This is a genomic window from Flavobacterium lacisediminis (assembly GCF_025909975.1).
GTDB classification, from domain to species: domain Bacteria; phylum Bacteroidota; class Bacteroidia; order Flavobacteriales; family Flavobacteriaceae; genus Flavobacterium; species Flavobacterium lacisediminis.
In genome coordinates this window covers 237,087-249,645 of record NZ_JAPCIO010000001.1, presented here as the reverse complement: position 1 = coordinate 249,645, position 12,559 = coordinate 237,087, and the positions used below count along the sequence as shown (strand labels likewise).

Genomic DNA, 12,559 nt, shown 5'->3' with positions numbered 1-12,559 from the left:
TAAGCAATAGGCTATAAGCGTTTATAATAATGTATTACTTCGTAAATTACATTTTCAACAGTGGGTTGTGATGCAATTACAATATTTTCTGTTTTGTTTTCTAATGCTTTTGCAGTGGTGTTTCCAATACAAAAACACTTTTTATTTTCTAATGAATTCATTTCCAAAAAACTATTCACTCCAGACGGACTAAAAAATAAAATGCCATCAAATGGTTTTTTTATTTGGTGTAGTTTTAGTTTGGTTTCATATACGACAAATTCGTTGTATGCGATTTTCTTTTCCTGAAAATAATTTGGAATCGTATTTTTTCTGATGTTTCCACAGAAAAATGTAAACGAATTGTCTTTATATTTCGAATCGATTATTTGAATCAAATCTTCGGCATAATCAGCACTTTCAATAACGGTGAAACCTTTTTTTTCGAGAAAATTCTTGGTTTTACTTCCTACACACAAACAAGGTTTCAAAAGAATGTTTTGTACTCCCGATTTCAAAACACTTTTTACTGCTTGTTTACTCGTGAAAACTAAGTAATCATTTAGTTGAGGTGTTTCAAAAGAAACTGCTTTAGTTTGAATAAAATTCTTTTCTACAAGTTTCATTCCAGCATCAGAAAACTTCTTTTTTAACGCCTTTGAAAGTTTTTTCGTAGAAAGAATTTGAGTCATTTTAGCTTCTAATTTGATATTCTTCTTGACCTAAACAATAAGTTTCGATATCTTTATTATATCCGTAAACTACTAAAATATCATCTTCTAATACTACAGTATCAGGAGCAGGACGACCAATAGTTTCTTTTATAATTGATTTTTTTCCGATAAGATTACGTTTTTCTCTTTTACGAATAATAGTAACCAAAGTCAAATGATATTTATCGATAGAATCTAATTCAGCTAATGTTTTTCCGAAGAATTCAGGCTTAGCTTTTACTTCCGAAATCGTGAAGTTATCATCTAATTGATAGTTTTCCAACGTTGATTTGAAGTTGATTTGTTTTGTTAGTCTATCTGCTGACTCTTGCTCTGGGTGAATGATACTGTGAATTCCCATTGCCTCTAAAACCGTATCGTGAATAGGTGATAAAGCACGACTGATAATTTTTACATCACTCAATTTTTTTATGATTGCAGTTGTAATAATAGCAGCACCTTCATTTTCTCCAATTGCAACTACTACTTTATCTGCATCTTTTAAAGGTAAAGCTTCATACGATAATTCATTTGTTGAATCTAATGCAATAGCATGTGAAATTTTATCTTTGATAAGATTAATTTTTTCGATGTTTTTATCTACACCAATTACTTCGTTTCCTGTTTCAGTTAAGCTGATAGCAAGCGACATTCCGAAGTTTCCTAAACCAAATACTATAATTTTCATTTTTGGTAGATTAGTTAATTAATATATTTTCTTTTGGATATTCGTAGAATTGATGATTCAATCTTCGTAATAATCCAACCATTAAGTTGAGCATTCCAATTCGACCAATAAACATACAAGCAATTAAAACATATTTACTTGGTTCAGTTACTGTTGGTGTATAATTTAAACTTAATCCAACGGTACTATATGCTGAAAAACATTCAAAGGCTACGGTTAATAAAGGTGTTCCTTTTGGTTCAAAAATCAACATTGCAACAATTGAAATTCCTATTGTAATTAAAGAGATACATAAAATGGCAAAAGCACGTGAAGTAGATTCTGAAGAAATTCTTCTTCCAAATAATTGAATTCTGCTTTTTCCACTGGCAACAGCAAAAATATTTAAAGTTGCTAATGCAAATGTACTCGTTTTGATACCACCGGCAGTAGAAGCTGGAGATCCACCAATCCACATTAAGAAGATAATGAACAACAACGAAGGAACATTCATTTTAGCAAAATCTACCGCGTTAAATCCAGCAGTTCTTGGTGTTACCGAATTAAAAGAAGCCGCTGTAATTTTTCCAAAAAGACTATCGTGTTCTAATAAGGTATTGTTGTATTCTGAAATAAATAAGAAAATGAAACCACCTATTAACAACACTAAAGTAGTGTAAATTACAATTTGAGTATTTAAAGTGATGATTCGAACTTTTTTATGGATGATTCTTTTATCAAATAGTTCTACCACATAAGTTCTTATTTTTTGATAAAAATTAAATACAATGTTGTGACCTAAACCTCCTAATACAATTAATGTCATAATAATCCATTGTAAGAAATAGTCAAAACGGATAGCTTCATCATACAAACCAGCTGATAAAATAGAAAATCCAGCATTACAAAAAGCTGAAATAGAGTGGAATATTGAAAAGAAGAATTTGTTATCAATTGCATGATTATCTGCAATAGACGAATAAACAAAAATGGCACCGATAGCTTCCACAGCCAAAGTGAAAATAACAACATTAAGAGCAGCTCTAAAAACGTCTCTCATGCCATCGTGTGCAATAAAATCTTTAGTATTTAATCCTTCTTTAAATGAAGAACTTCCTCTAAAAAAGAAAGCAAAGAATGAGGTAAAAGTCAAAATTCCGATTCCACCTAATTGAATTAAAACTAAAATAATGGATTGTCCCACTACAGTGAAAGCCGTTGAAGTATCAACAACTGCTAAGCCAGTAACACAAACAGCACTTGTAGAAGTGAAAAGCGCATTAGTAAATGTGATTCCGTTTGTTGTGGCACTTGGTAACATTAATAAAAACCCTCCTGTTAATGCTAAAATCATAAAACTTCCTACAAAGACAATTGCGGGATTGAAATAAATATCATAGATATGACGCACCAACACAAGTAGTCTAAGGAGAAAATAAAAGATCAAACCTCCTTCTAATAGAGGCTTTATTTTTTGCAAAATATAATCTGTTGGGAATTCAAAGTTTAGTAATGATATGATTACACAAGTAATCATTATCCCGGTTAGTAACACCATATTTACAAGGGCTACTTTTTTATTACTCTTATACTTGTAAGTAAAAAACTTAAATGAATTGAAGGCTAATAATCCAATAGAAAGGAGTATTAAACCAATAACGTGAGGTGAATTGTAGTTTTCTTCGAAGTCATATCCAAAGTCAAAAACTATAAAAAGTAATACGATAATATCAAAAAAGCGATATAAATAATTGAGTAACGATTCTTTCTCCATTTTGGAATAAAATTACTTTTTTAAATCACGACGAATACTTTCCATTAAAGCACTTCCGCCGCTGTTTAAAATTTCTTCGGCACAATTTTTTCCGAAGTTTTTATAAGAATCAAAAGTACAACTTTTTTTGATTGTGTGTTTTTCTTTTCCGTCTAAAGAAAACAAAACGCCTTCAAAATTAATTTTATCTGAGGTAAATGTTGCCAAAGCACCAATTGGAGCTGTACAACCACCTTCTAGTGTTTTTAAGAATTCACGTTCAATATGTGTACAAATTTCTGTTTCTGAGTGATTTAGTTTGGCTAATGCTTCTCTGCAAAAATCATCTTTTTCCATTGCCACCACAACCATTGCGCCTTGTGCTGGTGCTGGAACCATCCAATCTAAATCGATATAATTTTCTGGTTTTAAGTTAATGCGTTCTAATCCTGCAGCTGCAAAAACAGCTCCGCTCCAATCGCTATCATGAAGTTTTTGCATACGCGTATTTACATTTCCACGTAAATCTACCACATTGTGATTTGGATATTTATTCAACCATTGCGCTTGTCTGCGTAAGCTTCCAGTAGCGATAGTTCCGTTTGAATTTAAAAAATCTAAATTGCCTTTGTGAACTAAAATATCTAATGAGTTAGCGCGTTCTAAAACAGCTGCTTGCACAATTCCGATAGGTAAAGCGGTTGGCACATCTTTCATAGAATGCACCGCAATATCTACTTGGCCATTTAACATGGCAATATCTAAAGTTTTGGTAAAAATTCCAGTGATTCCTAATTCGTAAAGTGGTTTGTCAAGAATGATATCTCCTTGCGATTTAACTGCTGTAATTTCGGTTTTATAACCTAAATCATTTAGTTTTTTTTGTACTGTGTGTGCTTGCCAAAGGGCTAATTCGCTATCACGAGTTCCTATTCGGATTGTTTTGCTCATTATTTTGCAACCGTTTCTAATTGGAAAATTTTTTCAATCCATTCAATACTTTCATCCACCATTGTTTCATCATCTTTTAAATGATTGGCAAAATGATTTGTGATTTTTTGAATTATTCTAGCGGTAATTAATTCGGCTTGTTCTTCGTCAAAATTAGCTAGTTTTTTTCGTTGGAAATTTAATTCTCCTTCTTTAATTGTATTCAATTTTGCTTTTAAAGCATGTATGGTTGGTGCAAATTTACGTTGTTTGGTCCAAGCGATAAATTCGTCTTTAATTTCGTCAATAATAGCTTCTGCTGCAGGAATATGTTTTTTTCTGTTCTCTAAAGTTTCATCTGTAATTTGCGAAAGTTCATCCATGTGAACTAAAGTAACTCCTTCAATGTCTTTTACATTTTCGTTCACGTTTTTCGGAATCGATAAATCTAAAATTAGTAAAGGTTTTTTCAGATTTAAAATGGCTTTGTCAACTGTTGGATTTTGAGCACCAGTTGCTACTACTACCACATCAGCTTTTTGAAGTTCTAACTGCAAATCAGCATAATCTTTAACTATAACATCTAGTTTTCTAGCTAATTTTTCAGCTTTCTCTTTGGTTCTGTTTATTAATGTGATTTGCTCGTGTTTCGTGTGTTTTACTAAGTTTTCACAAGTATTTCTTCCGATTTTTCCTGTTCCAAAAAGCAAAATATTTTTCGAAGCAATATCTTCTACGTTTTTAAAAATGTATTGAACCGAAGCAAATGATACCGATGTGGCTCCAGATGATATTTCAGTTTCATTTTTTATTTTCTTGCTTGCTTGAATAACCGCATTCACTAATCTTTCTAAAAAAGCATTTGCTAAATCAAGCTCTTTACTTTTTACGAAGGCATTTTTTAATTGACTAATGATTTCAAAGTCACCTAAAATTTGACTATCTAAACCAGTTCCTACACGAAACATATGTGAAATAGCTTCACTATTTTTGTATACAAAAGCTACTTTTTGAAAATCTTCAACTGTTCCCTGACTGTTTTCGCATAATAATTTAATTAATTGAAAAGGGTGTTGAGCAAAACCATAAATTTCAGTACGATTGCAAGTTGAGGTTACGATTAGGTTATCAATACCTTCTGCCTTGGCTTGATGCAATAAGCTGATTTTAGCTTGATCGTCCAAGCTAAATTTTCCTCTCATTTCTGCATCTGCCTTTTTATAACTTAATCCTATAGCGTAAAAAGTTGGATGCTTTGCGAATGTATTGTTTTCCATAAATATGTACTCTTCCTAAAAGTTCAACAAAATTATATTTTACCATTTTATAAAAACAACGCTCAAAGGACTTTTTGTGTCGCTTAAAGATATTTTAAGCTAATATTATCTTTTTACTATTATTTCTATTAAATTTGTAATGTATTCAAGGGCTGGCAATTGCTTTATATAGAATAATTCTAAATAAAATTTTATTTGTCAACTTAAAGTATATACGTAAAAATATCGCTATGGGTTCTTTAGAAGAAATTAAAATTGAAAACGAATTTATTTTATTGCGTTTTCAAAATGATAGTAATGAAACTATTAAAATTGAACGCCCTGTAAGTCAGGGGCTTATACAGTTTCATTTTGGAATTAAAGGAAAGGGAAAATTTATTTTTAATCAGGGAAATTATGCTTTAGATTTAAAAGAAGAGAAGTCTCTTTTGTTTTATAATCCACAAAAAGAATTGCCTATTCATTTGGAATTAGCTCCAAATACTTGGGTGATTTCAGTTATTGTTTCTATTAAGAAATTTCACGGGCTATTTTCGTCAGAAGCAGAAAATATTCCTTTTTTAAGTGATGAAAATAAGGACAAAAAATATTACAAGGAAAACGATATTAGTCCTTCGATGTCAATTGTACTTAGTCAAATCTTTCATTATAATTTAAATTCCTTCATTAAAAATCTATATTATAAAGGAAAAGGATATGAATTGTTGAGTTTGTACTTTAACCGTTCAGAAGATCCAAATGCTGAGCAATGTCCGTTTTTAATTGATGAAGAAAATGTTTTAAAAATAAGAAAGGCAAAAGATATTATTTTAAATAATATGGCAGAACCACCAGGACTTCAAGAATTGGCTGATCAAGTAGGTTTAAATCTTAAGAAGCTTAAAATGGGTTTTAAACAAATTTATGGCGATACCGTTTATGGATTTTTATTCGATTACAAAATGGATTATGCACGTCAATTACTTGATAGCGGTTCATATAATGTAAATGAAGTTGGTTTAAAAATCGGATACAGCACAGGAAGCCATTTTATAGCGGCTTTCAAGAAAAAATTTGGGACTACTCCTAAAAAATATTTAATGTCAATAAATTCTAATGTATAAAAAAAAGAGCCATTCGGCTCTTTTTTGCTTTTATTTTGTTTAGTTGTAATAATGAGCTACAATAATAACTTCATCGTCTCCGCCTCCAATTTGCATTTTAACAGCACCTGTCATTAAAGTGCTTGCCACAAAAAGTATTCCTGAAAACATTGGTGTATATGTTCCTGGTCCAAGTACAATATAGTCATGACCAGTTGCATAGAACTCTTTTCCATCTCCTTCTCCTCCGCCAGCTCCTAAAGAACTACCGTTTGTGTAAAAATTTCCACTATAACCTAGTGCACCCGGATTTCCACCAAAATCTACAGGGTCTCCATTATAATCTGTGGTAACAATTGGTCCTGCAGGACCACCACTACGTAAATAAACATAAAATTGAGCTGTACGTGCATGGTTATCATCAATTGGAATACCAGATTTAAATATCTCGTAAGAAAGTGAATAATTAATTTCAACAATGGCAGGTCGTGTTAATGTAAAAGTTGAACTTCCAGGACCTGTTACTCTTGGCCATCCTCCTGGTGCGTAACCTGAACCTACACCTGTTTGATTAATTACATTTGCATCAGCACCACCAGTATCTAATGGATCAGCTAAATAGTTGGCAGGATTAAATAATACTCCAATATTAGTAGGAACAGTATTTAAAACCAAATCACCATCGGTATCAACATAAACACGAGTATTCTCTTTGTTTCCAAGATTTAAGACATTATTAGTAGCATTAAGACCTTCTACTCTAATATTAGAAGTTGGTCCAGCAACGTGTAACTCTTCTAATGGCGTTGTGGTGTTAATTCCTACTTGACCAAATACTAAAAAAGTAAATAGTGAAAATATTGATGTTAAAATTTTTTTCATAGTAAACTTTAATTATATATTCGAATTTTTAAATAATCTGAAGAGCCCCCGAACCCTACATAGGTTTTTCTGTTATTTCCATCTACGGTTTCTCCATAAAACACCAATCTATGGTTTCCAGCAGGGATATTTCCATATCCAACACCGTGTATAAATGCATACCCAACGGAACCTTGAACATATGAAGTGTATGCTTCACCATGTAAACCATATCTTTTTGATAATTCTATTGCATCTAAACCATCACTATTATAATCAATATAAAAATAACAACGAACTGCTCTTGCGGAAATATCATTAAATGTTGAAGCGCCAGGAGCGGGTAAAATTTCATCCGACAGATCTATTGTCATTGCATATCGCACTTCTATTAAAGCCTCTTGTGGACTTGTAAAAGGGACTTGAACAATTTCTGAAACACCAATTGAAACGGTTTCGTCATTAGCTACAACTGTACCGTCCCCAAATGGTCCGTTTGGGACAAAATTTGGGACACTAATTAAAAAGTTTAATGGTGCGTTGGTTCCTACTCCGCCTCCAGTACTATAACCTGGAGGATTAAGTGTGAAATCTCCATCAGCGTTTACATAAAGAGGCGCAAGTTTTGTTCCATCATTTAATGCAGGTTCATTAATACTATTTAAACTTTCAACTCGAATTGTTGAAGTTGCGCCAGCTACGTGAAGGTCTTGTTGTGGATTATTAGTTTCTATACCAATTTGTGAAAACGAGAAACAACTAAATAACAAAAAGAAATATATAATATTTTTTTTCATAGTATAAAAATTAATATAGTTTTATAAATATTGAGTCTGGACCTCCAGCAAATCTTACAAATGTTGGTCGATTAGCGCTTCCTGAGCAAGCAGTTCCATAAAAGCGAAGCGTGTGTACTCCTGCTGGTAAAGGTATATATGTAGTTCCAGAATTATAAATATAACCCGTTGCTCCATCAGGAGCTGCTGCAGGGTTTGTTGCTGCATCATTTCTATTGAAATAACATTTTGAGCTAGCACCATATCTTCTAGTAGTACCTAATAAAACTGGTGTATTTAGTGTAAAGAAATTTGTAATATTTCTTGCATACGGGTCTTTGATTATTGTAAAAAGATTGTTTTGAAACACTTCAATACTTAAAGAATATTTTATTTCTACGATTGTAGGTCTAGTTAATGTAAAGACATATGAAGTAATTTGAGTAGTCTCATAACCATCGTTGGGCACATCTCCGGCTAAAATTGTTAGCGTGCCATTTATTGCAGCTGTTGAAAAGGCATCGTCACCATCACTATTGTCATAAGCTTCGGTTTTTAAAGTTAAGTCACCATTATGATCAACATAAACGGGATAAGTTTGGTCTACGCCTCCACCATTGAATGTATTATTAGTTGAATTTAATCCATCTACACGTATAGTTCCTGTTTGTGAACCTAGATGAAGTGCTTGTTGCGGAGTGTCTTCATTGATTCCGACACCACTAACTTGTGCTTTTGAGTTTACCCCAATAAAAAAAACTATCAGAAAAATAATTTTTGATTTCATACTCTACCTTTTGGTCAAAAATCGAATTATTTTTCTGATAATCAATAAAATGTAGACAAAAATCGATTAAATACAATTTTTGTCGATAAAAAACCTTTTTCTTTACAGAGTTAGTTAAAATAATAAGCAACTATTTGAACCTCATCCATTCCTACGCCTAAATATAATTTTACAGCTCCTGTCATAGCTGTGTTTCCAACAGCTAATTGTGCTGCAAACATAGGAGTATAGGTTCCGGGTCCTAAAACTACATAATCTGAAGCAGTATTTCTAAAATTTCTCCATTCTCCTTGGCTTGCCACACCATGTGTATTATTATAAAACTGACCATTAATTGCAAGAAGACCTCCTAATTCCATACAATTACTAGTAATACACCAAGGGCCTCCGTTGATTGGATTTCCATAGTAATCATTAATTACTGCTGGACCTAGATAATTATTTTGTCTAAAGTACATCGCAGTTTGAACAATTCTAGCTCTAAAATCGTCAATTCTAGATGTTGCAGTTACATTTTTTCCAACATTCCAGCTTACAGAATAGTTAACCTCAACAATTGCTGGTTTAGTTAAGGTAAAAGAAATAGCGGTTCCTCCAATAGGAATTCCACCTTGACTAAATCCTGCACCACTACCTACTTGATTAATTAAAGATGTTGGATCTTGTACATCTTCCAAATAATTTTCAGAATCAAATAATATTTCAACATTGTCTGCTAAAGTTCCTAAAATCAAATCGCCATCAGCGTCTACGTAAACAGGTGATGATGAAGCTGTTCCTAAGTTGTTAACGTTGTTAGGAGTGTTTAGTCCATCAATTCTTATTGTTGAATTTGAACCTCCTACATGAAGTTCTTCTTGCGGATTAGTTGTATTTACACCTACTTGCCCAAAAATTGAAGCACAAAATGTAAAAATAATTAGGGTAAAATATTTTCTCATGATTGTAGGTTTTAGTTATATACACGTAGTTTTAAATAATCTGTAGCGCCTCCAAATCCAACGCTTGTAAAAGTATTTGGAGGGTCATTAACAACTCCAAAGAAATGAATGGAATGTGTTCCTGGGGGTAAGGTTGCGTATCCTTGACTATTCATATATGGGTAGCCCAGTGAACCTCCTGCAACCGAACAGTAAAATTGTCCTTTATGGCCGTATTGTAATGCCTTCTCTGCAGGGCTTAATCCGTCATTATTTATATCAAAGCAGAAAAAGGTTTGTATGGTTCTTGTTTTACTGTCGTTAATATATGCTAAACTAGGAGTTAACATATTTGAACCCGATATTACTATTGTAACACCATGTTTTACTTCAACAGTACATGATTGAGGCACAGTAAATGTAGCGCTATAAATAAAGCCTTCAACGGTTTCTTGAGTTAGATCACTATTTATTATTCTTCCTAAACTATCATAAGGAGCGGGTAGTCCATCAACATTGTCTGGAATAAAATTTGGCACATCTATTAAGAAGTTTATTGGTAAATTTCCATTTCCACTTCCGCCTGCTGTATAGTTAGGTGGAGTTAATGTAAAGTTTCCGTTAGCATCTACATATACACGTGCATTTTTTATTCCGTCATTCAGTGGGTTATTTGCGTTGCTTAAACTCTCTATGCGTATAGTTGAATTATTTCCCGCAACATGTAATTCTTCTTGTGGGTTTGAAGTCCCAATTCCTACTTGACTAAATCCAATAGCTGAACTAAAAAGTAAATATAAGTATTGATTTTTCATAATTTTCTGAGTTTTAGAATTAGAAAAGAGGCTTAATGTAATCTAAAAAGTAGAGTGTCGTTTCCTCTAGCAAATTTTACGCAAGTGGCTAATCCTGTATTTGCGGTACTGTTTGTTATTCCTGAAGAAACCTCACCATAAAAACGAATTACATATGAACCAGCAGCTGGCAGAGTAATGTACGAAGTACTCGTGTTAAATAATTTACCTGTTTCACTATCAGCTGATCCACCTGTATAGCATTTTGCAGATTGTCCATATTTTCTTCCTGCGCCATTAACTTGAAAAAAAGTATTTACTCGTCTAGCTCGTCTATCTGAAATAGCTGTTTCTGCTGGATTTAAAAATACATCCATGCTAACATTGTATTTTACTTCAAGAATTGACGCTCTATTAACGGCTATTGTAAAGTTAAAAAGCTCACCTACCATTACGCCATCATTATCACCAGCAGGAAGTGTTACAACCGAGCCTGGCAAAATTGCATGATCGAGAGCATCTGAACCGTTGCTGTTATAAATAGGTTTAAATTCTAATGTAAGATTACCATCACCATCTACATAAAGCGGGTATGTTTCTGTTCCCCCGCCATTGTATGTTGAATTGGTTGCGTTTAGACCGTCAACACGAATTGTTCCACTTGAAGATCCTAAATGAAGAGCTTGTTGAGGAGTATCCTCGTTTATTCCTACACCTTGCACTTGAGAAAATGCTGTAGTTGAAACAAACCAAATGAGTAATTTAATGTAATGTTTCTTCATGGGCCAAGGTTTTTAATTATTAAATATTCAATAATTCTGTCACTAAGTTAAATATTATTTAATATAAAAAAAAATATATTGTTAATAATATTATAATTTTAACAAAATTTCGATGAAATGAATAATTTTTCCGACAAATAGTCATTTTTGCTTTAAGATTAATCTTACGTCATTTTTTTTTGATAATTAAATAGTATTTTTGAAAAAAAAAGAAAATGAAAAAAGGAGTATTATTAGTTAACTTAGGTTCGCCAGAAAGTCCAACAGCCAAAGACGTTAAGCCATATTTAGATGAGTTCTTAATGGATAAATATGTAATAGATGTTCCGTTTTTATTACGTGCTTTGTTAGTTCGTGGGATTATTTTGCAAACAAGACCTAAAAAATCAGCGGAAGCGTATGCAAGAATTTGGACAGATGAAGGTTCGCCTTTAATTGTTATTTCTAAAAAAATGCATCAAAAAGTAAAGCAATTGGTAGATGTTCCTGTAGCTTTAGCAATGCGTTATGGAACCATGACCATTCAAAAAGGATTACAAGAATTAAAAGATCAAGGGGTAACCGAAGTAATGCTTTTACCATTATATCCGCAACATGCAATGGCTTCAACTACTACTATTTTGGTTTTAGCAGAAGAATTACGTCAAAAACATTTTCCAGAAATGACTTTTACTAATGTTCCTGCGTTTTACAATAAACCTGATTTTATTCAAGCTTTGGCAAATTCTATCAAAAGACATTTAGAAGGATTTGAATACGACCACTTATTGTTTTCATACCATGGAATTCCAAAACGTCATATTCGTAAAACTGATGTAACCAAATCGCATTGTAAAATAGATGGTTCTTGTTGTAATACTCCATCACCAGCACATGAATTTTGCTACCGTCATCAATGTTATGAAACTACAAAACAAGTCGTAAAATTACTAGGAATTCCAGAAGGAAAATACAGCCAAACATTCCAATCGCGTTTAGCAGGTGATAAATGGTTAACACCATATACAGATGTTGAAATTAACAAAATGCCTGAACAAGGAATTAAAAAATTAGCGGTAGTAACACCAGCTTTCGTTGCTGATTGTTTGGAAACATTAGAAGAAATTGCAATGGAAGCTAACGAACAATTTTTACATCATGGAGGCGAGGAATTTATGGCAATTCCATGTTTAAATGATGAAGATGAATGGTGTGGTGTTGTAGCAAATTGGATCAAAGATTTTCAGAAACAATAAAGA

13 protein-coding genes are annotated in these 12,559 nt (G+C 32.6%); 2 read left to right on the top strand and 11 right to left on the bottom strand.

The window, feature by feature from the left end:
• Nucleotides 1-11: 11 nt before the first annotated feature.
• Genes OJ995_RS01240 through hemA form a run of 5 tightly spaced genes read right to left on the bottom strand, consistent with a single transcriptional unit; the run spans nt 12 to nt 5,319 of the window.
• Complete coding sequence (locus OJ995_RS01240) at nt 12-671, bottom strand: uroporphyrinogen-III synthase (RefSeq protein ID WP_264367772.1); 660 nt, start codon at nt 669-671, stop codon at nt 12-14.
• 1 nt (nt 672) lies between these two features.
• Nucleotides 673-1,380, bottom strand: a complete 708-nt coding sequence (locus OJ995_RS01235; RefSeq protein ID WP_133608928.1) for a potassium channel family protein — start codon at nt 1,378-1,380, stop codon at nt 673-675.
• 10 nt (nt 1,381-1,390) lie between these two features.
• Nucleotides 1,391-3,133 carry a TrkH family potassium uptake protein gene (locus tag OJ995_RS01230; RefSeq protein ID WP_264367771.1) on the bottom strand — a complete coding sequence of 581 codons (1,743 nt, stop codon included), beginning with the start codon at nt 3,131-3,133 and terminating at the stop codon, nt 1,391-1,393.
• Between the two features lie 12 nt (nt 3,134-3,145).
• Nucleotides 3,146-4,066 carry a hydroxymethylbilane synthase gene (gene hemC, locus OJ995_RS01225; RefSeq protein ID WP_264368013.1) on the bottom strand — a complete coding sequence of 307 codons (921 nt, stop codon included), beginning with the start codon at nt 4,064-4,066 and terminating at the stop codon, nt 3,146-3,148.
• Nucleotides 4,063-5,319: a glutamyl-tRNA reductase gene (gene hemA, locus OJ995_RS01220; protein WP_264367770.1), complete on the bottom strand. Its 1,257-nt coding sequence runs from the start codon at nt 5,317-5,319 to the stop codon at nt 4,063-4,065. The genes hemC and hemA overlap by 4 nt, the downstream gene beginning before the upstream one ends.
• A gap of 230 nt (nt 5,320-5,549) precedes the next feature.
• Here hemA and OJ995_RS01215 point away from each other — a divergent pair, with 230 nt between their 5' ends.
• Entirely contained in the window at nt 5,550-6,422 is an 873-nt protein-coding gene (locus OJ995_RS01215) for a helix-turn-helix domain-containing protein (protein ID WP_264367769.1), read from the top strand.
• Nucleotides 6,423-6,461: 39 nt separating this feature from the next.
• Here the strand turns inward: OJ995_RS01215 and OJ995_RS01210 are convergent, their stop codons facing one another.
• From OJ995_RS01210 to OJ995_RS01185, 6 genes are all read right to left on the bottom strand, one after another.
• Entirely contained in the window at nt 6,462-7,283 is an 822-nt protein-coding gene (locus OJ995_RS01210; protein WP_264367768.1) for a hypothetical protein, read from the bottom strand.
• An 8-nt stretch (nt 7,284-7,291) separates the two neighbouring features.
• Entirely contained in the window at nt 7,292-8,059 is a 768-nt protein-coding gene (locus OJ995_RS01205; protein ID WP_264367767.1) for a hypothetical protein, read from the bottom strand.
• Between the two features lie 10 nt (nt 8,060-8,069).
• A complete protein-coding gene (locus tag OJ995_RS01200) occupies nt 8,070-8,825 on the bottom strand; it encodes a hypothetical protein (protein WP_264367766.1) in 756 nt (251 codons plus the stop codon).
• Between the two features lie 110 nt (nt 8,826-8,935).
• Nucleotides 8,936-9,766 carry a hypothetical protein gene (locus OJ995_RS01195; protein ID WP_264367765.1) on the bottom strand — a complete coding sequence of 277 codons (831 nt, stop codon included), beginning with the start codon at nt 9,764-9,766 and terminating at the stop codon, nt 8,936-8,938.
• Nucleotides 9,767-9,777: 11 nt separating this feature from the next.
• Complete coding sequence (locus OJ995_RS01190) at nt 9,778-10,560, bottom strand: hypothetical protein (protein ID WP_264367764.1); 783 nt, start codon at nt 10,558-10,560, stop codon at nt 9,778-9,780.
• Between the two features lie 32 nt (nt 10,561-10,592).
• Entirely contained in the window at nt 10,593-11,321 is a 729-nt protein-coding gene (locus OJ995_RS01185) for a hypothetical protein (RefSeq protein WP_264367763.1), read from the bottom strand.
• A 215-nt stretch (nt 11,322-11,536) separates the two neighbouring features.
• Between OJ995_RS01185 and hemH the strand changes: the two genes are divergently transcribed.
• Nucleotides 11,537-12,556: a ferrochelatase gene (gene hemH / locus OJ995_RS01180; protein ID WP_264367762.1), complete on the top strand. Its 1,020-nt coding sequence runs from the start codon at nt 11,537-11,539 to the stop codon at nt 12,554-12,556.
• Nucleotides 12,557-12,559 lie beyond the last annotated feature (3 nt).